The sequence below is a fragment of the Aurantimonas coralicida DSM 14790 genome, assembly GCF_000421645.1.
Taxonomy (GTDB): domain Bacteria; phylum Pseudomonadota; class Alphaproteobacteria; order Rhizobiales; family Rhizobiaceae; genus Aurantimonas; species Aurantimonas coralicida.
This window is the reverse complement of the sequence record NZ_ATXK01000001.1, coordinates 102,607-124,912: the sequence shown is the minus strand read 5'-3', so window position 1 is coordinate 124,912 and position 22,306 is coordinate 102,607. Positions and strand designations below refer to the sequence as shown.

Genomic DNA, 22,306 nt, shown 5'->3' with positions numbered 1-22,306 from the left:
GCGACGGATCGCTCAACCGGGCGTGCGCGGCTCGGTCGACCCCGCCTGTGGCGTTCGGGCCGCACCGATGACGGTCAGGTCGCCAAGCACATCGGAGATCGACGGGCGGCGCAGCCGGAGGAACGGCAAGGGCCGGCAGAGGTCCATGGCGGCAAGGCCGACGCGGGCGGTGAGCAGGCCGTTGACAACGCCCTCGCCGAGCCGGGCGGAGAGTTTGGCGGCGACGCCATGGCCGAGCAATTGCTGGGCGAGCCCGTCGCCGATGCCGATCGTGCCGGTGACGGCGAGATGGCCGACCACGTCGCGGGTCAGGCGGATCAGGCCGAGGGTGCCGGGCCGGGCGCCATAGAGCTCCGACATGCGGCGGATCAGCTTGACCGTCTCGAACAGGACATAGGCGACGTCGACCAGCGCCTTGGGGCTGACGGCGGTGACAACGGAGACGCGCTTGGAGGAGGCGAGGACGAGCGCGCGGGCCTTCATGTCGAGCGGCCCGAGCAACTCGCGCTCGGCCAGGGCCACCAGATCGGCCCCGTCGATCACCTCGTCCTTCAGCTCCGCCATCTTCGCACGGCCCTTGGCGGTCTCGGGGCGGCCGGAGAGAAGGGTGGAGAGGCCGCGCACCACGTTGCGGGCATCCTCGGTCGAGTTGGCTTCATAGGCGGCGCGGCCGGCCTGGCGTTCGCGGTCGACGGCGGCCAGCCGCATCAGGCCGATCACTTCCCGCAGGGCGACGCCCAGCGCGCCGACGACGAGAAGTGCGGCGAGCGCCACGGCGCCCCAGCCCAGCCACTCCCAGCGGGCGAAGAGATCGCGGACGAGGGCATCGACGGCGAGGCCGATGCCGAGCGAGACCAGCAGGCCCAGCGCGGCGAGGAACAGCTTGCCGAAGGAGAAGCGCCGCTTGCGCCGGGCCGCCGGCTCGTCGTCGAGAACCGCGACCGCCTCGCGCTCGATGGCGTCCTCGGGGTCGAGCCGGATCTTCGCGATATTCTCGATGGCCCGCGGCGTGCGGCTCGCCGTCGCGGCTTCTGCCTCCGGCGCCCGCTCGGGCTGCATCCCGGCCTCGTCAAGGCGGAAGGCGCCGGGCCGGCGGCGCGGACGGCGACCGTCCTGCGTGTCGTCGCTCGTCATGACAGCCGGTCTCCCATGAGGAACTGCAGGGCGCGGTCGAGGCGGATATGCGGCAGCGACAGGGTCAGCCCCGCCGCATCGCGCTCCAGCCGCGGCGGCTTGAACCGCACGAAGCGGATCGGGTCGGGTTCAGCCCCGTCGACGAACAGCCGCGCCGGGTCGGCGGGCAGGTCACCGGGGAAGATCGCCGTTTCGGTGCGGCCGTCGAAGGTTTCCTCGCCGATGGTCTCGGCCTCGGCCGGCGTGCCGACGATGACGGGCAGGGTCTCGCCGCCATCCTCGACGCTGGCCTCGCGGGTGGCGCGCACGGCGGCAAGGGCGAGGACGTCGGTGCGGGCGCCGGAGAACTTCGCGCGGGCGATGGCGTCGTCGAGCAGCCGGCGCACGATGCCCTCCAGCCGCCGGTGGCTGTCGCGGTGGAGATGGTCGGCCTTGGTGGCGGCGACCAGGATGCGGTCGATCCGCCGCGTCAGGAAGGAGCCGAGCCAGGTCGAGCGACCGGGGCGGAAGCAGCCGAGAATGTCGGCGAGGGCGGTTTCGAGATCGCGGACGGCCTCAGGGCCGGCATTGATCGCCTGCATCACGTCGACCAGCAGGATCTGCCGGTCGAGGCGGGCGAAATGATCGCGGAAGAAAGGTTTGACCACGACAGTCTTGTAGGCCTCGTAGCGGCGCGCGAGATGGGCTGCGAGCGAGCCCTTGGGATAGGTCCGGCCGGGCTCGACCGGCAGCGGCGCGAAGGTGAGGGCCGGCGAACCTTCGAGGTCGCCGGGCATCAGGAAGCGCCCCGGCGGCAGCGTCGAGAGGGCGGCGCTGTCGGCGCGGCAGGATTGCAGATAGGCGGCGAAGGCACGGCTGAGCGCGACCGCCGTCGTCTCGTCGGCCGGCGCTTCCAGATCGACGCTGTCGACGAGGTCGAGATATTCCTGAGCGAGATGGCGGCGCGAGGGCAGGCGTGCGCGCTCCAGCGATTCGGCCGAGAAGGTCGCGAAGTCCTTTTCCAGGAGCGGCAGGTCGAGCAGCCATTCGCCGGGATAGTCGACGATGTCGATGGACAGCCGGCCGCCGGAGAACATCCGGCCCCAGCCGGAGCCCGATTCATACTCGATGGTCAGGCGCAGCTCGGAAATCGCCCGCGTCGAGTTCGGCCAGAGCCGGTCCTCGAGGATGGTGCGGATGTGCTCCTCGTACTGGAAGCGCGGCACGGCATCGTCCGGCTGCTCCTCGAGGAAGGAGCGCAGGATGCGGCCGCCCGCCTGCGCCTCGAACAGCGGCAGCCGCCCGCCATGCAGCAGATTGTGGACGAGCGCGGTGATGAAGACGGTCTTGCCGGCGCGCGACAGGCCGGTGACCCCCAGCCGCAGCGTGGGGTGGAACAGGCCGGTGGTGCGGTCGGTGAAGGTATCGAAGACGAGCCGGGCTTCGTCGGCAAGGGAGGTCATGGGCGGGGCGGGGGTCCTCTCTGGGCTCCGGGTCGGTCGTCAGGCCCCGATATAGGTCCGCCGGGGGCACCTCGAAAGGCGCGCCGGCCCGCGGCCTGCCGCTCAGCCGGCCTCGTCGGGATCGAACAGGCGGCACAACCGGCCGGCGCCCGGTGCGATCCGGGACAGGGGACGCTCGAACTCGACGATTGCCAGACCCCCGGTGGGGAAGCCCTGGCTCGCCGTGGCGAGTGCCGCGCGATCGCCGCTGCCGGCGAGCGACAGGGTGAATTCCTCGATCATTGGATTGTGCCCGATGACGAGAAGCGCGGCCGCCTCCGCCTGTCCGCGCACCGCCTCGTAATAGGCCGAGATCTCGCCGCCGTAGAGCGAGGACAGCTCCGCTTCGGCAAGGCCGGACGGCAGGGCCGGTCGAATCAGGTCGAGGGTCTCGCGGGTGCGCGCCGCCGTCGAGCAGAGGATGGTGTCGAAGGCGAACGCTTCGCGGCGCAGGAAGACGACCAGCCGCTCGCATTCGGCGCGGCCGCGGGCGTCCAGCCTGCGATCATGGTCGCTTTCGCCGGGGCGGGCCCAGCCCGCATGGGCATGGCGGAGAATGTAGAGGCGGGACGTCGGGGCGGAGGACATGGCGAGGGACTATGCCGATAAATGCGGTCCGGGCAATCGGCGGCCTCGCCGCCGCTGTCGGCATGTCGGTCGGGGGCGCGGTTCGGGGCGGAACCGGCGGCCGGTTCGACGCAGGACGGCATTCATCGCCGCCGCGTCATCGCCACGTCATCGCCACGTCATCCAGACGAGGGATAGAGCGCTCGGAAATCCTTGCGAAATCCGTCTCTTAGAAACGTCTTCATATTCTGGATGTAGGATGCCGGAGTTAACTTGTTCCCGGAGACAAGCGTCGCTATAAGCCCGAATTACGGAAACGGAGGTGCGTGATGAGCCAGTTACTCAATATCGATGCGACCTTGTCCGAAGACGGGCAGTTCATGAACGACCGTCAGAAGGACTACTTCCGTAAGAAGCTGTTGGCGTGGAAAGCCGAGATCCTGCGGGAATCGCGCGAGACCCTCCTGGGACTGGCCAGCGACAACAGCAATCAGGCCGATGCCGCCGACCGCGCCTCCTCCGAGACCGACCGCGCCATCGAGCTGCGGGCCCGCGATCGCCAGCGCAAGCTGATCGCCAAGATCGATTCGGCGCTGGAGCGCATCGAGGACGGCACCTACGGCTATTGCGAGGAGACCGGCGAGCCGATCAGCCTGAAACGGCTCGATGCCCGGCCGATCGCCACCATGTCGCTGGAAGCGCAGGAGCGGCACGAGCGCCGCGAGAAGGTCTATCGCGACGAATAGCCGACCGGTCGTCCCCTGACGGGGGCCGCCCTTCGAACGACCAGCTTCCCCGTTCCAGGCCGCACCGTTCCGGTTCGGCGTTCCAATCCCGACAGTTTCAGCGTACCGGCCGTCCACCCCTCAGGGTGGCGGAATGCCCGCCTGCGCGTGATCAGCGCCAAGAGGGCATTCCTGCATCAATTGGGTTTGCGTTCGCCCTTGGCGTCGAAGCTGAAGTCGCCCAGCAGGCGCTCCATCTCCTCTTCCAGCGTCAGGCGACGCTCGGGGGCCTGATCGCCCGTCGCGGGCGCATCCGGCGCCGAATCGTCCGGGGTCTCGCGGTCTGCGCGCGTCTCCGGTTCCACCCGCGCCGGTTCCGGCATCGGGCGTGGGGAGGCCGCCGGCTCGCGGCTGGGGGCGTCGATCGACGGGGCGGGGGCCGGTGACGGCTTCGCATCCTCGGCCTTGGCGACGACCGGGGTCGGCGCCTGCGGCCAGGTCGACGCGCCGGGGGAACGCGAGGTGGCGTCGACCTTCGGCACGTCGCGGGATTCGGGCGTGCGCTCCGGCCGGTCCGTCACGGGTACATCGACCGCGGGAGCCGGGGCATTGCCACGCGGCGGAGCGACATCCTCGTCGCCGTCGTCATCACCGAAATCGGTATCGAGTTCGGCCGACAGGAAATCCTCGAGACTCGGGTCGGCGCGTTCGGCCTCGATGGCGGGGGCTTTGGCGGGCGCAGATGCGGAGGCGGCAGGCGCCTCCGGTTTTGCGGCCGGCGCCACCTCCGGCTTCGGCGCTTGCGGCTCGGGGGCCGGCGACGCGACCGATGGGGCCGCGGAGGCGGCAGAGGCAGTGGACGCGGTGGCGGCTGTCGCAGCGCCGCGGCCACTTGCCGAAGCCGGAGCCGCCGAAGCCGGGGCCGCCGGAGCCGGCCGAGCCGTCGGCGCCGGCGTGGCTGGTGTGGCCGGCGGCGGCATTTCAGGCGGCGCCTTGCGCTGCTGGATGGCGCTCGCGAAGCTGCGGACCGACAGGGGCTGGCGCGCCGCCACCGGGGAATCGGCCGGCTCGACGGCGATCGCCGGCGCGGTCGCGTCCTGAACCCGCGAGAATTCCGGCGACTGCGAGCGGTTCATCTGGGCGCGCAATTGCGTGCGGGCGGTCTCGGAATCGGGCGCCGATGGCTCCGGCTGGCTTCTGGCCGCGGCAAAGCGCGGCTCGACGCGGCTGGCGGGGGCCGGGCCGGCGGCCGTGTCCTGCTGCGCGGTCGCAGGGCCGATGTCGGGCGCACGCGTGGCCGTCGGCGTCGCCATGGAGCGCGGCTGGGTCACCGGGCGCGCCGCAACGGGTGCCCTGGGCGGCGCCGGCGGCGCCGCCGGTTCCGGCATGGCGGCGGCCGCGGGACGCCTGGTATCCGGCGACGGGCTGTCGACCGCAACGGACGCGGCGGCACCATTTGCGGCGGCACCCGTTGCCGCAGTGGCCAGACTTGCGGCGGCCAGCGGCGACGGCGTTGCGACCGGCGGAGGCGAGCGACGGTCGGTTACCTCCGGGGAGGGGGCTTCAGCGCGTTCGGGCGGCGTCGGCTTCGTCTCGCGCGGGGCCTGCGCGTCGATCCGCGGCTCGGGCGCCCGGGCCCGTTCGGCGACAGCGGGCAGCTCCGGCTCGTGGCGATGGTTCCTGGCGAAGCGCTCCTCCTCGATCTCGTCGGAGCGCGAGGTGTTCCAGTCGCCATGCGGACGCGCGGCGGCCGGCACCCGCAGGATGTTGCCCTCCAGCAGCACATCGTTCTGGCCGCCGATGAGGATCAGGTGCTCGATCTCGTCGCGGCGCACCAGCACCAGCTTGCGTTTCTCGTCGATGCGGGTGACGTCCATCACCGCCAGACGCGGCGCGCGGCCCTTGAACTGGGTGCCGATCCGTCCGCCGAAGGCCTTCTTGGCGAGAACGATCATCGCCATCGCCAGACCACAGACGATGACGGCGACGATGGCCACCCAGACGATCGGCGCGAGGCCTTCCCCGACGAGATCGACGATCCACTGCGGCATGGGGCGGGCTTCCTTCTACTCTGGGCGGAGGAGCACGCCCGATTTCACATTTGGGGCAACCTTCCGCGGGATGAACCCCATGGGCAAGGGCAACGCCAGCTTGGACGTTCATAAAGCGTTGGACGGCGCACGCGAAGGCGTCGCCGGGATTTTCCGCGGCCACAGGCCGAATAAAAGCACCCTGGGGCACTCTCGCGTCGAATCTGCTTTTGATTCATAGTCATGGCGGCGCGGACAAGGAGCGAATCACGATGGATGGAGGGGCGACGACGGGGTCTGCAGACCGGCCGCTGATCGACAGGGCCACGGCAGCCTCGGGCGTCAGGCGCCTTCTGATGCTGGGCGGCTCGCTGATGGTGCTGGCGGCGCTGCTGGCGCTTCTTGGCAACGCCTATGGCGGCATCGCGCTGCTGATCATCTTCGGCGGCCTCGCCATGGCCGGTCTTGCGGCGATCTTCGCGACCGCGCTGGGCTTCGTGCAGTTCACCGGCCGGATCGCCGAAGCGTCCATCGCCAAGGATTTTCTCGACACCGCCCGCACCGGCATGCTGATCCTCGATCGCAAGGGCCGGATCATCTACGCCAACAAGGCCTATGGCGAGATCACCGGCGCCACCAGTGCCGCCGGCGTGAAGACGCTGGAGCGGCTCCTGGCGCGCGAGACCGAAGCGTCCGAGGCGATCTACCACCTCGCCAATCTGGCGCGGGAAAACCGCACCGGACAGCGCGAGTTCCGCCTGCCGCGCAGCCTGTATGACAGCACCGACCCGACGCCGCACTGGTACCGCGCCTCGGTGCGCCCGCTGAACACCTCGAACGGCACGCTGCACGCCTGGCAGATCCTCGACATCACCTCCGAGCGCAAGCACCAGGAGAGTTCGTTCCAGGATCTGCAGCACGCCATCGACTATCTCGACCGCGCGCCGGCCGGCTTCTTCGCCACCGACGGCAATCTGAAGATCGCCTATCTCAACGCCACGCTGGCCGACTGGCTCGGCGTCGATCTGGTCGAGTTCCGGCCGTTCAGCCGCTCGATCCTGGAATTCGTGCCCGAGGCGTCGCATCCGCTCCTGACCCTGCCGCAGGACGGCGCCGATGCGCTGGACACCACCGCCATCGACCTCGACCTGATCACCAAGTCGGGACGCAGCCTGCCGGTGCGCCTCCTGCGCAAGCCGGTCGCCGACGACGTGGCCGCGCCGGGCACGGTGCGCACGCTGGTCCTCAACCGCAGCGGCGACAACCATGCCGCCAGCCCCGTCGAGGTCGCCGAGGCCCGGTTCACCCGCTTCTTCAATTCCTCGCCCATGGCGATCGCCGTCCTCGACCGGCAGGGTCGCGCGGTGCGCTCGAATGCAGTGTTCCGGCAGATCTTCGGCAACGAGGCGGCGAACGGCACCGCGGCGATCGAATCCAGTATTCTGGCGGCCGGCCGCGACGGCTTCCAGCAGGCGCTCGGCTCGGCCATGGAAGGGCAGGCGGGCGTCCCGCCGATCGACGCCGAAATCGAGGGCGAGCGGACCCGCGCCGTGCGCTTCTATGTCAGCCCGATCCCGAATTCGGGGTCGGACACCGAAGAAGTGGTCATTCTCTACGGCGTCGACATCACCGAGCAGCGGGCCCTTGAGGAGCAGTTCGCCAAGAGCCAGAAGATGCAGGCCATTGGCAATCTGGCCGGCGGCATTGCCCACGACTTCAACAACGTCCTGACGATCATCACCGCTTCGGTCGACTTCCTGCTGCTCAACCACCGCACCGGCGATCCCTCGTTCCAGGACCTGCTGCTGATCAAGCAGAGCGCCAATCGCGCCGCCTCGCTGGTGCGCCAGCTGCTGGCCTATTCGCGCCGCCAGACCATGCGGCCGAAGATGCTGAACCTGACCGACGTGGTCGCCGACATGCATCTCCTCCTGAAGCGGGTCAGCGGCGACCATGCCAAGCTGGAGCGCCATCATGCGCGCGACCTGTGGCCGGTCATGGCCGATATCGGCCAGTTCGAGCAGGTGATCACCAACCTGGTGCAGAACGCCCGCGACGCGATGCCGGACGGCGGCACCATCACCATCTCGACCCGCAACGTCGAGGCGGCGGAGGCCGCGGCCTTCGGCTACGCGGAAATGACCGAGGGCGATTATGTGCTCGCCGAGATCTCCGATACCGGCACGGGCATGCCGGTCGAGGTCGCCGAGCGCATCTTCGAGCCCTTCTTCACCACCAAGGACATCGGCAAGGGCACCGGCCTCGGCCTCTCCATGGTCTACGGCATCGTCAAGCAGTCGGGTGGCTTCATCTTCGTCGACACCAAGCCCGGCGAGGGCACGACCTTCCGCATCTTCCTGCCGCGCCATATCCCGGCGCAGGTGACGGCGGCCAAGAGCGATGCGGTGGCCGCGCCGGTGAACGCCAAGGTCGACCTGTCGGGCACCGCCTCGATCCTGCTCGTCGAGGACGAGGACCATGTGCGGGCCGGCAATGTGCGCGCGCTGAAGATGCGCGGCTACGACGTCCACGAGGCGGCGTCCGGCATCGAGGCGCTGGAGGTGATGGAAGAACTCGACGGCCAGATCGAGCTCGTCGTCTCCGACGTGGTCATGCCCGAGATGGACGGCCCGACGCTCTTGCGCGAAATGCGCAAGACGCGGCCGGAGCTGAAGTTCATCTTCGTCTCCGGCTATGCCGAGGACGCCTTCGCCAAGAACCTGCCCGAGGGCGAGAAGTTCGGCTTCCTCGCCAAGCCCTTCTCGCTGCGCGAGCTGGCCGTGGCGGTCAAGAACATGCTCGACGAATAGGCTTCCGGCCGTCCCGGCGGCTCAGCCCTGCCGGGCGACCGCGATGCGGGCCGCAAGCCGGGCATTCGCCTCGACCAGCGCGATATTGGCCTCCAGCGAGCGACCGCCGCTGAGGGTGAAGATGCGGGCGAGGAGGAAAGGCGTGACGGCCTTGCCGGTGATCCCTTCCGCCTCGGCATCGGCGAGCGCCTGGGCGATCCAGCCGTCGACCTCGTCGCGATCGATCGCCGCGGCTGCGTCGAGCGGGTTGGTCACCAGCATGCCACCATCGATGCCGAGACTGTCGCGGGCAGCCTGGAAGCCGGCGATTTCGGCGGCGCTGTCGAGGCGCAGCGGCACCGGCAGGCCGGAGCTGCGCGACCAGAAGGCCGGCAGATCGTCGGTGCCGTAGCCGACCACCGGAACGCCTTTGGTTTCCAGCACTTCCAGCGTCTTTTGCAGATCGAGAATCGCCTTGGCGCCGGCGCAGACGACGATGACCGGCGTGCGCGCCAGCTCTTCGAGATCGGCGGAGATGTCGAAGCTGGTCTCGGCGCCGCGATGGACGCCGCCGATGCCGCCCGTGGCGAAGACGCCGATGCCGGCGAGCGCACTGGCGATCATCGTCGCGGCCACCGTGGTCGCGCCCGTGCGGCCGGTGGCCAGGGCATAGGCGAGGTCGGCGCGCGACACCTTCAGAACGTCCCTCGCAGTCGCCAGTGCCGTGAGCTCGGCGGGCTCGAGCCCGATCCGCAGGCGTCCGTCGAGGACGGCGATGGTCGCCGGGACGGCCCCTTCCTCGCGGACGATCGCCTCGACCCGCTCGGCCATGGCGAGATTGCGCGGATAGGGCATGCCATGGGTAATGATGGTCGATTCCAGCGCGACGATCGGCGCGTTCGAAGCAAGCGCGGCGGCGACATTGGCAGAGGCCGTATAGGGCAGGGCGGTGGTCAAGACGCAGGCTCCGGTGCGCGGGGGTCATGCAGCGCGGCGACGCCCTCGGCGATCCTCCGCGACAATGCGTCCGGGGATAACGGATCGGACGAAATCCGCAACGAGGCGGCGACGATGCCGGCGCGCACGGCGTCGAGCCAGGGCGTGCCGGCGCACAAAGCCGCAAAGGCGGTGCCGGCCAGATTGTCGCCGGCGCCGGTGATATCTTTCGGAACGACCGTGGGCGGCTGCTGCAGCAAAACGGTCTCGCCGTCGATGATCATCACCTCGCGCGGGCCATCGGTCACCACGGCGCGGTGGACGCCGAGCTCGCCCAGCAACTCGGCGATCAGCTGCGGGCTGGTGCCGGTGGTCGCCTCGACCAGGCTGGCGGCCTCGGCATAGGAGAGGAACAGCGCCGAGATATTGGCGAGCGAATCCTGCAGGCGGCCGATCTTGGCCGGCGAGACGCCGATCGCGCCGACCGGCTTGCCCGCCGCCTCCCGGGTGATCGTCGCGATCGCGCCGGACGGCAGATTGGCGTCGACGAGGACGCCGTCGGCCTTGCCGATCGCCGCGCGCACGGCGCTCTTGGTGAACAACCGCGGCACCAGGAGGTCGTAGAGCGCCATGTCGGCGACGCCGGCGACGAGTTCGCCCTTGTCGTCGAGAACGGCGGTGTAGGTGGGGGTCATGCGGTCGAGCCAGGTGACCGACAGGTCGGTGACGCCGAGGGCGCGGATCGCGTCGGTGACGCGGCGCCCGTCCGGATCGCCGCCGCGGGCGCTGTGCAGGCTGATCGTCGCACCGGCCTGGACCATGGCCTGAACCGCGTTGAACGCCGCGCCGCCGGGACAATCCACCAGCCGTCCGGGATTGGAGGCGTGCGGGATGAAGGGCGCGTCCGAGATCGCGCGCCGGTCGATATGGGCCGCACCGGCGACATAGATCAGGGGGGCGGTCATGGGCGGGCTCTTCATCAAAACTTCAGAAATTTATCGCCGGGAAGCGATTCGCGGCAGCGCGCGAAAACGGAACAAACGGGGATCGCAGGCTTGCGGAACGGGAACAAAAAGAGTACATGGTGATGGTGCGGCTCGTCATTGCACCCCCGTCCAACGCGTGGAATAAGGTCTCGTCTCTCATGGCACAGAATTCACTCAGGCTTGTCGAGGATAATTCGTTGGACAAGAACAAGGCGCTCGACGCCGCCCTGTCGCAGATCGAGAGAGCCTTCGGCAAGGGCTCTATCATGCGGCTCGGCGAGAACGAAAAGATCGTCGAGATCGAGACTGTTTCCACCGGTTCGCTGGGTCTCGACATCGCGCTCGGCATTGGCGGTCTGCCCAAGGGACGTGTCGTCGAGGTCTACGGCCCGGAAAGCTCGGGCAAGACGACGCTGGCACTGCACACCATTGCCGAAGCCCAGAAGAAGGGCGGCGTCTGCGCCTTCGTGGATGCCGAGCACGCGCTCGACCCGGTCTATGCCCGCAAGCTGGGCGTCGATCTGGAGAACCTCCTGATCTCGCAGCCGGACACCGGCGAGCAGGCGCTGGAGATCACCGACACGCTGGTGCGCTCGGGCGCGATCGACGTGCTGGTGGTCGATTCGGTCGCCGCGCTGACGCCGCGCGCCGAGATCGAGGGCGAGATGGGCGATTCGCTGCCCGGCATGCAGGCCCGGCTGATGAGCCAGGCGCTGCGCAAGCTCACCGGTTCGATCTCGCGCTCCAAGTGCATGGTCATCTTCATCAACCAGATCCGCATGAAGATCGGCGTCATGTTCGGTTCGCCCGAGACAACGACGGGCGGCAACGCGCTGAAGTTCTACGCCTCGGTCCGTCTCGACATCCGCCGCATCGGCGCGATCAAGGACCGCGACGAGGTCACCGGCAACCAGACCAAGGTCAAGGTGGTCAAGAACAAGCTGGCGCCGCCGTTCAAGCAGGTCGAGTTCGACATCATGTATGGCGAGGGCGTCTCCAAGACCGGCGAACTGGTCGATCTGGGCGTGAAGTCCGGCATCGTCGAGAAGTCGGGCGCATGGTTCTCCTACAACAGCCAGCGGCTGGGGCAGGGACGCGAGAACGCCAAGTCGTTCCTACGCGACAATCCGGCCGTCGCCGACGAGATCGAGACACTGATCCGCCAGAATGCCGGGCTTCTCGCCGAGCAGCTTCTGGACGATACCGGCCCGGGCGACGATTCCGACGCCTGATCGGCGACGGCAGCACGACATGAGCGACGGCCTGCCCATCCGGGTGGGCCGTTTCGCGTTGGGGGGTCTGATGGACAGGCGGAGCGGGCCTCTGTACAACGCGCCTTTGCCCGAGGCTGACGGCGTGCGCGCCGCGGCGACGGGCTCTTCCCCGCAGGTATTCCGAAGGTCGCATTCATGAGTGGCGTCAACGAAATCCGGTCCGCGTTCCTCGACTATTTCGCGAAGAACGATCACGAGCGGGTGGCCTCGTCGCCGCTCGTGCCGCGCAACGACCCGACATTGATGTTCACCAATGCGGGCATGGTGCAGTTCAAGAACGTCTTCACCGGCGTCGAGACGCGGCCCTATCAGCGCGCCGCGACCTCGCAGAAATGCGTGCGCGCCGGCGGCAAGCACAACGATCTCGACAATGTCGGCTACACCGCGCGGCACCACACCTTCTTCGAGATGCTGGGTAATTTCTCCTTCGGCGACTATTTCAAGGACCGGGCGATCGAGCTCGCATGGAACCTGATCACCAAGGAATTCGCGCTGCCGGCCGACCGGCTGCTGGTCACGGTCTATTCCGAGGACGAGGAAGCGGCGGCGTTGTGGCGCAAGATCGCCGGCCTGTCCGACGACCGCATCATCCGCATCTCGACCTCCGACAATTTCTGGGCGATGGGCGAGACCGGCCCGTGCGGCCCGTGCTCGGAGATCTTCTTCGACCATGGCGAGGGCATCCCCGGTGGCCCTCCGGGCAGCCCGGACGAGGATGGCGACCGCTTCATCGAGATCTGGAATCTCGTCTTCATGCAGTTCGAGCAGCTCAGCGCCGACAATCGCGTCGAGCTGCCGCGCCCGTCGATCGACACCGGGATGGGGCTGGAGCGCATCGCGGCGATCCTGCAGGGCGTCCACGACAATTACGACATCGACCTGTTCAAGGCGCTGATCGCCAGCGTCGAGGCGACCATCGGCTCGCGCGCCGAGGGTGACAGCGTCGCCAGCCACCGGGTCATCGCAGACCACCTGCGCTCGACCGCCTTCCTGATCGCCGACGGCGTCCTGCCCTCGAACGAGGGCCGCGGCTATGTCCTGCGCCGGATCATGCGGCGGGCCATGCGCCACGCCAAGATGCTCGGGGCACGCGAGCCGGTGCTCTACAAGATGCTGCCGACGCTGGTCGCCGAGATGGGCCGCGCCTATCCCGAGCTGGTGCGGGCCGAGGCGCTGATCTCCGAGACGCTGAAGCTGGAGGAGCGGCGCTTCCTGCAGACGCTCGACCGCGGCCTGTCGCTGCTGACCGACGCGACCGAAGGCATGGATGCCGGCGCCAAGCTGTCCGGCGAGACCGCCTTCAAGCTCTACGACACCTACGGCTTCCCGCTGGATCTGACCCAGGACGCGCTGCGCCAGCGCGGCATCGAGGTCGATCTCGACGCCTTCAATACCGCCATGGAGCGGCAGAAGGCCGAGGCGCGCAAGAGCTGGACCGGCTCCGGTGAAGCCGCGTCCGAGACGATCTGGTTCCCGATCCGCGAGCGCGTCGGCGCGACGGAGTTCCTCGGCTACGACACCGAGCGGGCCGAGGGCTCGGTCATGGCAGTGGTGCGCAACGGCGCCGAGGTGCCGGCAGCGGGTGCCGGGGACGAGGTGGCCATCATCCTGAACCAGACGCCGTTCTACGGCGAATCGGGCGGCCAGCTCGGCGACACCGGCATCATGCGCGGCGACGGCGTGGAGATCGTCATCGCCGACACGCAGAAATTCGCCGACGGGCTGTTCGTCCATCGCGGCAAGGTGAAGTCGGGCACGGTGAAGCCGGGCATGCCGCTGGACCTGATCGTCGATCATGGCCGGCGCACCAAGATCCGCGCCAACCATTCGGCGACGCATCTGCTGCATGAGGGCCTGCGCGAGATCCTCGGCAGTCACGTCGCGCAGAAGGGCTCGATGGTCGCGCCGGAGCGGCTGCGCTTCGACTTCTCGCATCCCAAGCCCATCGAGGCCGCCGAGCTCGCCGAGGTCGAGCGGCTGGCCAACGGCATCGTCCTGCAGAACGCCCCGGTGGAGACTCGGCTGATGGCGGTGGATGACGCCATTGCATCGGGCGCCATGGCGCTGTTCGGCGAGAAATACGGCGACGAGGTGCGGGTCGTGTCCATGGGCACGGGCGAGGAAGGCGAGAAGGCCGGCAAGACCTTCTCCATCGAACTGTGCGGCGGCACCCATGTGAATGCCACCGGCGACATCGGCCTCGTCCATATCCTGGGCGAGAGCGCGGTCGGGGCCGGCGTGCGCCGGGTCGAGGCGCTGACCGGCCAGGCGGCGCGGGATCATCTCCTCGCGCAGGATGCCCGCGTCCGGCAGATGGCGTCGATCCTCAAGGTCTCGCCGGCCGATGCGCCGGCGCGCCTGGAAGCGGTGGTCGAAGAGCGGCGCCGGCTCGAGCGCGAACTGGCGGAAGCCCGCAAGCGGCTGGCGCTGGCCGGCGACGGGGCGAGCGGCGAGGGTGGTTCGGCGTCGAAGGTCGTGGCCGGGGTCGGTTTCGTGGGCCGTGTGCTCAACGGCGTTGCCGGCAAGGATCTGAAGGGCCTGGTGGACGAGGCCAAGACGCAGCTGGGCTCGGGCGTCGTCGCCTTTGTCAGCGTCGATGCCGGCAAGGCCAGCGTCGTCGTCGGCGTGACGGCGGACCTGACCGACCGTTTCGACGCGGTGGCGCTGGTGCGCGAGGCGAGCGTCGCGATCGGCGGCAAGGGCGGCGGTGGCCGGCCCGACATGGCGCAGGCCGGCGGTCCCGATGCCGACAAGGCCGACGCGGCCATCGCTGCCGTCGAAGCGGCGATCGAGGCCGCGGCGGGCTGAGGCCGACCGCACATGGCTATCGAGGATCAAGGGGCGCCGCGGGCGCCCCTTTTGCGTTCGTGCCAGTTTGCCCGTGCCGGTCTGCGTCTGTCTGGGGACCGTGAGCGGCTCCGCGTTCGTGCCAGCGCGCCCCGACTGACCCTGCGAGCGGCGTCGCCTCCCGTCTCCCCATACGAAAACGCCCGGCGGTGAGGCCGGGCGTTTCGTCATTCAGCTGTCGGGCTGGCGATCAGGCCATGGCCTTCTGCAGGTTCTCGTCGACCTTGTCGAGGAAGCCGGTGGTCGACAGCCACGGCTGGTCCGGACCGATCAGCAGCGCCAGGTCCTTGGTCATGTGGCCGCTCTCCACGGTCGACACGCAGACCTTCTCCAGCGTCGAGGCGAACTCGGCGAGGGCGGCGTTGTCGTCGAGCTTGGCGCGGTGGGCGAGGCCGCGGGTCCAGGCGAAGATCGAGGCGATCGAGTTGGTCGAGGTCTGCTCGCCGCGCTCATGCTGGCGGTAGTGGCGGGTGACGGTGCCGTGGGCGGCTTCCGCTTCCACGGTCTTGCCGTCCGGCGTCATCAGCACCGAGGTCATCAGGCCGAGCGAGCCGAAGCCCTGGGCCACGGTGTCGGACTGCACGTCGCCGTCGTAGTTCTTGCAGGCCCAGACATAGCCGCCCGACCATTTCAGGTTGGAGGCCACCATGTCGTCGATCAGGCGGTGCTCGTAGGTGATCTTGGCGGCCTTGAACTTGTCCTCGAACTCGGCCTCGTACACCTCCTGGAAGATGTCCTTGAAGCGGCCGTCATAGACCTTGAGGATGGTGTTCTTGGTCGACAGATAGACCGGGTAGCCGCGCTGCAGGCCATAGTTCAGCGAGGCGCGGGCGAAGTCGCGGATCGACTCGTCGAGATTGTACATGGCCATGGCGATGCCGGCGGCCGGGGCGTCGAACACCTCGTGCTCGATGGTCTCGCCGTCTTCGCCGACGAACTTGATCGACAGCTTGCCCTTGCCGGGGAACTTGAAGTCGGTGGCGCGGTACTGGTCGCCATAGGCATGGCGGCCGACGATCACCGGCTGGGTCCAGCCGGGCACCAGGCGCGGCACGTTCTTGGCGATGATCGGCTCGCGGAAGATGACGCCGCCGAGGATGTTGCGGATCGTGCCGTTGGGCGAACGCCACATCTTCTTCAGGCCGAATTCGGCGACGCGGTCCTCGTCCGGGGTGATCGTCGCACATTTGACGCCGACGCCGTGCTTCTTGATGGCGTTGGCCGCATCCACCGTCACCTGGTCGTCGGTGGCGTCGCGGTTCTCCATGCCGAGGTCGTAATATTCAAGGTCGATGTCGAGATAGGGATGGATCAGCTTGTCCTTGATGAACTGCCAGATGATCCGGGTCATCTCGTCGCCATCGAGTTCCACGACCGGATTGTCGACCTTGATCTTCGCCATCTCTGTCTTCCCCCTGAAGCAATGAAAACGCGGCCCTGAGCGGCCGCATGGATGCAGTACGCGGTGCCACGCCCGAAACTCACGGCGCCCTATAACACCCGTATCGGTGGACGCAAAGCATGGGCCGCGCCGCTCGCCGCCGGTGGGCCGGTGCGGCCCGCCACCAACCGCACAGGAGTTCGCGCATGACAGCATCGGTGGTGGCGGAGGCGCCCTGCGGCCGGGTTCGGGGCAACCGCATCGGCGGCATCACGTGCTTTCTGGGCATTCCCTATGCCGCGCCGCCGGTCGGACGCCTGCGCTTTGCCGCGCCTCGCGCCCCCGCGCCGTTCCGGGGGACCTTCGACGCAGATGCCTACGGGCCGGCAGCGCCCCAGCGCCGTGCCCTGGCCGAACCCTTCGCCACTTTTGCCGGGCTGAAGCGGACTTTCAGCGAGGACTGCCTCAACCTGCATGTCTGGACGCCGGACACGCGCGGGTCGCGGCCGGTCCTCGTCTTCATCCATGGCGGCGGCTTCATCATCGGCTCGGGATCGCAATATCCGGGCGCCGATCTCGCCCGCCGCGGCGACGCGGTGGTGGTGACGCTGAACTACCGGCTCGGCGTCTTCGGCTTCAACGGCTTTGCCGAACTGTTTCCCGGCGACGCGCGCTTTGCCGCCAATGCCGGGCTGCTCGACCAGCGGCTGGCGCTCGCCTGGGTGCGCGACAACATCGCGGCCTTCGGCGGCGACCCGGAACGGGTGACGATCGCCGGCGAATCCGCCGGGGCGGCCTCCGTCGCCTTCCACATGGCGGCGCCGGGATCGCATGGGCTGTTCTCGCGGGCGATCATGCAGTCGGGCGGGCTCAATTTGTTCTATCCGCGCGCCCAGGCGATGGAGATCGGCGAGCGCACCCTGGCGGTCCTCGGTGCAGAGGCCGATCGCGAGCGTCTGTTCCGGCTGGCGCCGCGAGCCTTCGGTCTCGCCGCGCGCAAGGTCACGGCGGAATTCCCCGGCATCCCCTCGCGGCCGCATTTCGACTGCGGTGAACTGCCGGACGGCCCGCTGCCCGCGCTCTACCGCGCCATGAAGCCGGTGCCGCTCCTGATCGGCACCAATCGCGACGAGTTCTCCTTCTTCAGCGAGCTGCCGATCTTCAAGATCGACAGCGACAAGCCGTCCCTGACCCGGTGGGTGGCCGAGACGGCGGGGGAGGCGGCGGCCGAGAGGATCGCCGCGCTCTATCCCGCGGGTAGGGCCGGGCGCATCGCCTTCGGCACGGATCTCCTCTTCCGCATGGCGGCGATCCACATGGCCGACAGCCAGTCGCAGCGCGCGCTCACCTACATGTACCGGCTGGACTGGGAGGCGAAGGGGCTGCTGTCGCGGCTCGGGGCGACCCATTCGGTCGATCTGCCGCTGCTGTTCGAGGATTTTCTGAAGCCGTTCCGCAGCGTCTATCTCGGCGTGCTGCCGGATCCCGCGCGCCAGCAACTGGCGATACGGATGCGCGATCGCTGGATGGCCTTCGTCAATGGCGGCCCCCCGGGCGACGACTGGCCGGCCTACCGGAGCGAGACCCGCGAGACGCTAGTCCTGTCGGCCCGCCGCGACCGTGTCGAGGCCGATCCCGATCCGCTGCGCCGCATCGCCTGGGAGGGGGTGGACGGCGCGACGCCGTGAGGAACCGCGCGGCTGGGGATGCTCTTGCGCCCCGCTTGGCGTGGCGGGCGTGGCGCGGTATCAGCGAGCCGAACAGAGGATGTCGCCAGCGTGCCCGAGAACCAGTCGCCCAACAAGAAGCCCGAGGCCGGGCCTGCCATCGTGCTCGTGGAGCCCCAGCTCGGTGAGAATATCGGCATGGTGGCGCGGGCGATGGCCAATTTCGGCCTGTCCGACCTGCGCCTCGTGAGCCCGCGCGACGGCTGGCCGAACGAGCGGGCGGTGGCGGCAGCCTCGCGTGCCGACCACGTGATCGAGGCGGCCCGGCTGTATGACAGCGTCGAGGCGGCGGTGGCCGACCTCACCTTCGTCTATGCGACGACGGCGCGGGCCCGCGACAGCTTCAAGCCGGTGCGCGAGCCCGAGACGGCGGCCGCCAATCTGCGGGCGCGGATTGGCGGCGGCCAGCCGGCGGGCATCCTGTTCGGACGCGAGCGCTTCGGCCTGTCCAACGAGGAAGTGGGCCTTGCCGACGAGATCGTGACGTTCCCGGTCGATCCGGATTTCGCCTCGCTGAACATCGCCCAGGCCGTGCTCCTGATGAGCTATGCCTGGCGCATGGCCGGCTCGGCGGATGTCACCAAGCCGCGCTTCTCGGCGCCCGAGGTGCCGCCGGCGCGCAAGGAGGACCTGCACCGGCTGCTGGAGCATCTGGAGACCTCGCTCGACCGCAACGGCTATTTCTACCCCGAGCACAAGCGCGAGGCGCTGGCCCAGAAGCTGCGCACCATGCTGACCAAGGCCGGCTTCTCCGAGCCGGAGGTGCGCACCATGCGCGGCGTCATCCGCTCCTTCGACTATGTCATTGCCAAGGGGGGCCTCGCGCCGGCGGACAAGGCCGAGGGCGGCCATGCCGGGGACGATGCGCCGGAGGGGGCCGACCCGGCGCCGGACGGGACCGGAAAGCCGGCCCTGTGAACGCGCCGATCCTCGTCTTCGATTCGGGCATTGGCGGGCTGACCGTGCTGCGCGAATTGCGGACGGCGATGCCCGACCGGCGCTTCATCTATGTGGCCGACGATGCGGGCTTTCCCTATGGCGACTGGGAGGAGGAGCCGCTGGTCGCGCGCATTCTCGACCTCTTCGCCGAGCTCATCGACATCTACGAACCGAGCCTTGCGGTCATCGCCTGCAACACCGCCTCGACGCTGGTGCTGCCGCAATTGCGCGCCCGTTTCGCCATTCCCTTCGTCGGCACGGTGCCGGCTATCAAGCCGGCCACCGAGCGCACCCGGTCGGGCCTCGTCAGCGTCCTGGCGACGCCCGGCACGGTCCGCCGCGTCTATACGCGCGATCTCGTGGAGGCCTTTGCCACCCATTGCGAGGTGCGGCTGGTGGGATCGCCGGAGCTGGCGCGGCTGGCCGAACGCTCGCTCCTCGACAGCGAGGCAAGCGGCGGCCAGGAGCTCGACGACGCGATGGCGGCGGAGATCGCCCCGTGCTTCGTCGAGGCCGGCGGCCAGCGGACCGACATCGTCGTTCTCGCCTGCACCCATTATCCGCTGATCGCCAATCATTTTCGCAGGCTGGCGCCATGGCCGGTGGACTGGCTCGACCCGGCCGAGGCGATCGCCCGGCGGGCGCGCTCGCTGTGCAGGCCGGGCTCGGGCGAACTCCCCGAAGGTTTCGACCGCGCGCATTTCACCGGCGGCACACCCGGCTACCAGATGCGCCGGCTGGTGCGCGGCTTCGGTCTCGAAGTGGCGGACGGCGCCGCCTAGCCGGCTGCCCGCTCGGCAAAGCGAGCCAGCAGCAGATCCTCTTGGGCCCGGCGCAGATCGTCCTCGGCGTCCCACAGATCGTCGCGCAGCCGCCGCAGCTCGCGCCGCTTGCCGCGCTCCGCTTTCTCGTCGTCCAGCGTGTCGATCTCGTCACGCAGGCGGTCGATGCGCCCTTGCAGGTCGTTGACCCGCCGGTCGGCGTCATAGACGCGCTTGTGGGCGCGGTAGGGTTCCTCGAAGCCGGCCTTCAGGTCGAGCGGGCAGGAATTCTGGTAGCTGCCGCCCCGCGCGCCGATCCGGGCGCCGTTTTCCGGCGTGCAGAAACTGACGATGCCGGCGTCCCAGCCGCTGCGCCAGGCGGACAGGTCGGGTTCGATCCCGTGCTTGCTGCAGGCGGCCTGGTGCTGCGCAACGAAATTGACCGGCCGGCCATTGGCCCCGTCCGATTCGCCAAGAGTGCGCCAGTCGCTGGTGACGCACTCCTCTTCCGACAATGTGGCGCAGGCACTGAGCAGCACCCCTGCGCCCAGCACCAGCGGCAACACCCTCATCCGTCGCCCCATCCCGTCCCCCTTCCGTATCGGCAGGTTGCAACGGGTGGCATCGCCGGGCGCAAAGATCAAGCTGCGCTATCCCTTCAAGACGGCCTGCGGGGAACGAGCCGGGACAAGCGGCGTTGCAGAGACCGACACCCGTACAAGAGGACCAGACCCCATGGACATCATCCGCATCATTCTCGCGATCATCCTGCCGCCGGTCGGCGTGTTCATGCAGGTCGGCTTCGGCAAGCACTTCTGGATCAACATCATCCTGACGCTGTTCGGCTACATCCCCGGCATCATCCATGCGATCTGGGTGATCGCCAAATACTGATCCGGCGGGCGGCCCGGTTGACAGTTTCCGGCCGCCCCCGTATGGAACAGCCCAGCCGGTTGGACCCGTTCCAGCCGGTTTTTGACGTGTCCCGTGGACGGCATCGCCTCGTGCCAATGTCGTCCTGTCAGTCCGCAACAGCGGGCAGAGGAGGGCGCGTTTCCTCAGAAGGTCCTCGGATTGTCCGCGGGGCCTCGTTTTGTTGAAGGAAATGCGATGAGCAAGCGCGCATCAGCGAAGTACAAAATCGATCGCCGCATGGGCGAGAACATCTGGGGTCGTCCGAAGTCCCCGGTGAACCGGCGCCAGTACGGCCCGGGTCAGCATGGCCAGCGCCGCAAGGGCAAGGTTTCCGACTTCGGCGTGCAGCTGCGCGCCAAGCAGAAGCTCAAGGGCTATTACGGCGACGTCTCCGAGAAGCAGTTCCGCAAGATCTACGAAGAGGCCGCGCGCCGTAAGGGCGACACCTCGGAGAACCTGATCGGTCTGCTCGAGAGCCGCCTCGACGCCGTCGTGTATCGTGCGAAATTCGTGCCGACGATCTTCGCGGCCCGTCAGTTCGTCAATCACGGCCATGTCAACGTCAACGGCGTGCGCACGAACATCCAGTCCTACGTCTGCAAGCCGGGCGATGTGATCGAGGTTCGTCAGAAGTCCAAGCAGCTGACGATCATCCTCGAGGCCGTGCAGCTCGCCGAGCGCGACGTGCCGGAATACATCGAGGTCGATCACCAGAAGATGGTCGCGACCTACCAGCGCGTTCCGGGCCTGCACGACGTGCCGTACCCTGTGCAGATGGAACCGAACCTCGTGGTCGAGTTCTATTCGCGCTGATTTCTCGGTGCATGCGAGTTCTGCGAAAGGCCGTCCTCTGGGCGGCCTTTTGTTTTGGGCGGTCTGCGGCTAGACGAAGCCCGTGACGACGGAGGCGGGGATGCTCGATCTGGAGACCGCGCGCGCGGCAAGCGCGCAGGACGACGACGCGGCGGCGCCGGCTGCCGAGGATGGCGCCGGCTCGGCGCATCCGCTGTTTCGCGACTGTCCGTCGTCGGTGACCTTCAAGAAGCTGCGCAAGCGGCTTTTGCGCGAGATGCGCGAGACCATCGAGGCGCATGCCATGGCCCGGCCGGGCGCGCGCTGGCTGGTCGGCCTGTCCGGCGGCAAGGATTCCTACGCCCTGCTGGCGCTTTTGTCGGACCTGAAATATCGCGGCCTGTTGCCGGTCGATCTTCTCGCCTGCAATCTCGACCAGGGACAGCCGAACTTCCCCAAGCACGTGCTGCCGGATTTCCTGACCCGCTACGACATTCCTCACCGGATCGAATATCGCGACACCTATTCCGTCGTCACCGAGAAGGTGCCGTCGAACGCCACCTATTGCGCGCTGTGCTCGCGCCTGCGGCGGGGCAATCTCTACCGCATCGCCCGCGAGGAGGGCTGCGAGGCGCTGGTGCTCGGCCACCATGCCGACGACTGCCTCGAGACCTTCTTCATGAACCTCTTCCATGGCGGGCGGCTGTCGGCAATGCCGGCCAAGCTCATCAATGACGAGGGCGACCTGATGGTGTTGCGGCCGCTGATCCGGTCGGTGGAGGAGGACATCGCCAGGTTCTCGGCGGCGATGGCGTTCCCGATCATTCCCTGCGATCTCTGCGGCAGCCAGGACGGGCTGCAGCGCAACGTGACCAAGCAGATGATCGCCGATCTCGAGCGCCGCTTCCCGGGCCGCAAGCAGGTGATGCTGCGGGCCCTGGCCAATGTGCGGCCCGGCCATCTCCTCGATCCGTCGCTGTTCGACTTCGCCGGACTGGCGCCCGCTTCCCCCACGACCTGAC

The 22,306-nt window shown here is 68.5% G+C and carries 18 protein-coding genes; 10 read left to right on the top strand and 8 right to left on the bottom strand.

Going from position 1 to position 22,306, the window contains the following annotated elements; translation table 11 throughout:
* Window positions 1-12: 12 nt before the first annotated feature.
* From H536_RS0100585 to H536_RS0100575, 3 genes are all read right to left on the bottom strand, one after another.
* Entirely contained in the window at window positions 13-1,134 is a 1,122-nt protein-coding gene (locus H536_RS0100585; RefSeq protein ID WP_024348617.1) for a YcjF family protein, read from the bottom strand.
* Window positions 1,131-2,576 (bottom strand): YcjX family GTP-binding protein, encoded by a 1,446-nt coding sequence (locus tag H536_RS0100580; RefSeq protein ID WP_024348616.1) that lies wholly within the window; start codon window positions 2,574-2,576, stop codon window positions 1,131-1,133. The genes H536_RS0100585 and H536_RS0100580 overlap by 4 nt, the downstream gene beginning before the upstream one ends.
* A 102-nt stretch (window positions 2,577-2,678) precedes the next feature.
* A complete protein-coding gene (locus tag H536_RS0100575; protein WP_024348615.1) occupies window positions 2,679-3,203 on the bottom strand; it encodes a SixA phosphatase family protein in 525 nt (174 codons plus the stop codon).
* Window positions 3,204-3,511: 308 nt separating this feature from the next.
* Between H536_RS0100575 and dksA the strand changes: the two genes are divergently transcribed.
* The gene (dksA, locus tag H536_RS0100570; RefSeq protein WP_024348614.1) at window positions 3,512-3,928 is read left to right on the top strand and encodes an RNA polymerase-binding protein DksA; all 417 of its coding nucleotides are present in this window, start codon (window positions 3,512-3,514) and stop codon (window positions 3,926-3,928) included.
* A gap of 176 nt (window positions 3,929-4,104) precedes the next feature.
* Here dksA and H536_RS0100565 read toward each other — a convergent pair whose 3' ends face one another.
* The gene (locus tag H536_RS0100565) at window positions 4,105-5,958 is read right to left on the bottom strand and encodes a flagellar biosynthetic protein FliO (RefSeq protein WP_024348613.1); all 1,854 of its coding nucleotides are present in this window, start codon (window positions 5,956-5,958) and stop codon (window positions 4,105-4,107) included.
* A gap of 251 nt (window positions 5,959-6,209) precedes the next feature.
* Here H536_RS0100565 and cckA point away from each other — a divergent pair, with 251 nt between their 5' ends.
* On the top strand, window positions 6,210-8,747 hold the full coding sequence (gene cckA / locus H536_RS0100560; RefSeq protein WP_024348612.1) for a cell cycle histidine kinase CckA: 2,538 nt from the start codon (window positions 6,210-6,212) through the stop codon (window positions 8,745-8,747).
* A 21-nt stretch (window positions 8,748-8,768) separates the two neighbouring features.
* On the opposite strand, the gene H536_RS0100555 is transcribed toward cckA, so the two are convergent.
* Together H536_RS0100555 and H536_RS0100550 are read right to left on the bottom strand one after the other, a co-directional pair.
* Window positions 8,769-9,683 carry a pseudouridine-5'-phosphate glycosidase gene (locus tag H536_RS0100555; protein WP_024348611.1) on the bottom strand — a complete coding sequence of 305 codons (915 nt, stop codon included), beginning with the start codon at window positions 9,681-9,683 and terminating at the stop codon, window positions 8,769-8,771.
* Window positions 9,680-10,627, bottom strand: coding sequence for a PfkB family carbohydrate kinase (locus tag H536_RS0100550; protein WP_024348610.1), 948 nt, complete (start codon window positions 10,625-10,627; stop codon window positions 9,680-9,682). The genes H536_RS0100555 and H536_RS0100550 overlap by 4 nt, the downstream gene beginning before the upstream one ends.
* Before the next feature lie 179 nt (window positions 10,628-10,806).
* Here H536_RS0100550 and recA point away from each other — a divergent pair, with 179 nt between their 5' ends.
* The gene (gene recA / locus H536_RS0100545; protein WP_009209020.1) at window positions 10,807-11,880 is read left to right on the top strand and encodes a recombinase RecA; all 1,074 of its coding nucleotides are present in this window, start codon (window positions 10,807-10,809) and stop codon (window positions 11,878-11,880) included.
* Window positions 11,881-12,057: 177 nt separating this feature from the next.
* Window positions 12,058-14,730 carry an alanine--tRNA ligase gene (gene alaS / locus H536_RS0100540; protein ID WP_024348609.1) on the top strand — a complete coding sequence of 891 codons (2,673 nt, stop codon included), beginning with the start codon at window positions 12,058-12,060 and terminating at the stop codon, window positions 14,728-14,730.
* A gap of 229 nt (window positions 14,731-14,959) precedes the next feature.
* Here the strand turns inward: alaS and H536_RS0100535 are convergent, their stop codons facing one another.
* Window positions 14,960-16,171, bottom strand: coding sequence for an NADP-dependent isocitrate dehydrogenase (locus tag H536_RS0100535; RefSeq protein ID WP_024348608.1), 1,212 nt, complete (start codon window positions 16,169-16,171; stop codon window positions 14,960-14,962).
* A gap of 185 nt (window positions 16,172-16,356) precedes the next feature.
* Between H536_RS0100535 and H536_RS0100530 the strand changes: the two genes are divergently transcribed.
* The 3 genes from H536_RS0100530 (at window position 16,357) to murI (ending at window position 19,598) form a co-directional block, all read left to right on the top strand.
* Entirely contained in the window at window positions 16,357-17,838 is a 1,482-nt protein-coding gene (locus tag H536_RS0100530) for a carboxylesterase/lipase family protein (RefSeq protein WP_024348607.1), read from the top strand.
* A gap of 90 nt (window positions 17,839-17,928) precedes the next feature.
* Window positions 17,929-18,795 carry an RNA methyltransferase gene (locus H536_RS22250; protein WP_024348606.1) on the top strand — a complete coding sequence of 289 codons (867 nt, stop codon included), beginning with the start codon at window positions 17,929-17,931 and terminating at the stop codon, window positions 18,793-18,795.
* Window positions 18,792-19,598, top strand: coding sequence for a glutamate racemase (murI, locus tag H536_RS0100520; RefSeq protein WP_024348605.1), 807 nt, complete (start codon window positions 18,792-18,794; stop codon window positions 19,596-19,598). Before H536_RS22250 ends, murI begins: the two co-directional genes overlap by 4 nt.
* Here the strand turns inward: murI and H536_RS0100515 are convergent.
* Complete coding sequence (locus H536_RS0100515; RefSeq protein ID WP_029702478.1) at window positions 19,595-20,149, bottom strand: DUF2799 domain-containing protein; 555 nt, start codon at window positions 20,147-20,149, stop codon at window positions 19,595-19,597. The two genes, murI and H536_RS0100515, sit on opposite strands and share 4 nt — an antisense overlap.
* A 163-nt stretch (window positions 20,150-20,312) precedes the next feature.
* Here H536_RS0100515 and H536_RS23530 point away from each other — a divergent pair, with 163 nt between their 5' ends.
* From H536_RS23530 to ttcA, 3 genes are all read left to right on the top strand, one after another.
* Entirely contained in the window at window positions 20,313-20,471 is a 159-nt protein-coding gene (locus H536_RS23530; protein ID WP_035694391.1) for a YqaE/Pmp3 family membrane protein, read from the top strand.
* Between the two features lie 216 nt (window positions 20,472-20,687).
* Window positions 20,688-21,305, top strand: coding sequence for a 30S ribosomal protein S4 (rpsD, locus tag H536_RS0100505; RefSeq protein WP_024348603.1), 618 nt, complete (start codon window positions 20,688-20,690; stop codon window positions 21,303-21,305).
* Between the two features lie 100 nt (window positions 21,306-21,405).
* Complete coding sequence (gene ttcA, locus H536_RS0100500; protein WP_024348602.1) at window positions 21,406-22,305, top strand: tRNA 2-thiocytidine(32) synthetase TtcA; 900 nt, start codon at window positions 21,406-21,408, stop codon at window positions 22,303-22,305.
* Window position 22,306 lies beyond the last annotated feature (1 nt).

Bases quoted from the DNA above. Each gene is read 5' to 3' on its own strand.
- H536_RS0100585 (WP_024348617.1), bottom strand. From the start codon at position 1,134: ATGACGAGCGACGACACGCAGGACGGTCGCCGTCCGCGCCGCCGGCCC.
- H536_RS0100580 (WP_024348616.1), bottom strand. From the start codon at position 2,576: ATGACCTCCCTTGCCGACGAAGCCCGGCTCGTCTTCGATACCTTCACC.
- H536_RS0100575 (WP_024348615.1), bottom strand. From the start codon at position 3,203: ATGTCCTCCGCCCCGACGTCCCGCCTCTACATTCTCCGCCATGCCCAT.
- dksA (WP_024348614.1), top strand. From the start codon at position 3,512: ATGAGCCAGTTACTCAATATCGATGCGACCTTGTCCGAAGACGGGCAG.
- H536_RS0100565 (WP_024348613.1), bottom strand. From the start codon at position 5,958: ATGCCGCAGTGGATCGTCGATCTCGTCGGGGAAGGCCTCGCGCCGATC.
- cckA (WP_024348612.1), top strand. From the start codon at position 6,210: ATGGATGGAGGGGCGACGACGGGGTCTGCAGACCGGCCGCTGATCGAC.
- H536_RS0100550 (WP_024348610.1), bottom strand. From the start codon at position 10,627: ATGACCGCCCCCCTGATCTATGTCGCCGGTGCGGCCCATATCGACCGG.
- recA (WP_009209020.1), top strand. From the start codon at position 10,807: ATGGCACAGAATTCACTCAGGCTTGTCGAGGATAATTCGTTGGACAAG.
- alaS (WP_024348609.1), top strand. From the start codon at position 12,058: ATGAGTGGCGTCAACGAAATCCGGTCCGCGTTCCTCGACTATTTCGCG.
- H536_RS0100535 (WP_024348608.1), bottom strand. From the start codon at position 16,171: ATGGCGAAGATCAAGGTCGACAATCCGGTCGTGGAACTCGATGGCGAC.
- H536_RS0100530 (WP_024348607.1), top strand. From the start codon at position 16,357: ATGACAGCATCGGTGGTGGCGGAGGCGCCCTGCGGCCGGGTTCGGGGC.
- H536_RS0100515 (WP_029702478.1), bottom strand. From the start codon at position 20,149: ATGAGGGTGTTGCCGCTGGTGCTGGGCGCAGGGGTGCTGCTCAGTGCC.
- H536_RS23530 (WP_035694391.1), top strand. From the start codon at position 20,313: ATGGACATCATCCGCATCATTCTCGCGATCATCCTGCCGCCGGTCGGC.
- rpsD (WP_024348603.1), top strand. From the start codon at position 20,688: ATGAGCAAGCGCGCATCAGCGAAGTACAAAATCGATCGCCGCATGGGC.
- ttcA (WP_024348602.1), top strand. From the start codon at position 21,406: ATGCTCGATCTGGAGACCGCGCGCGCGGCAAGCGCGCAGGACGACGAC.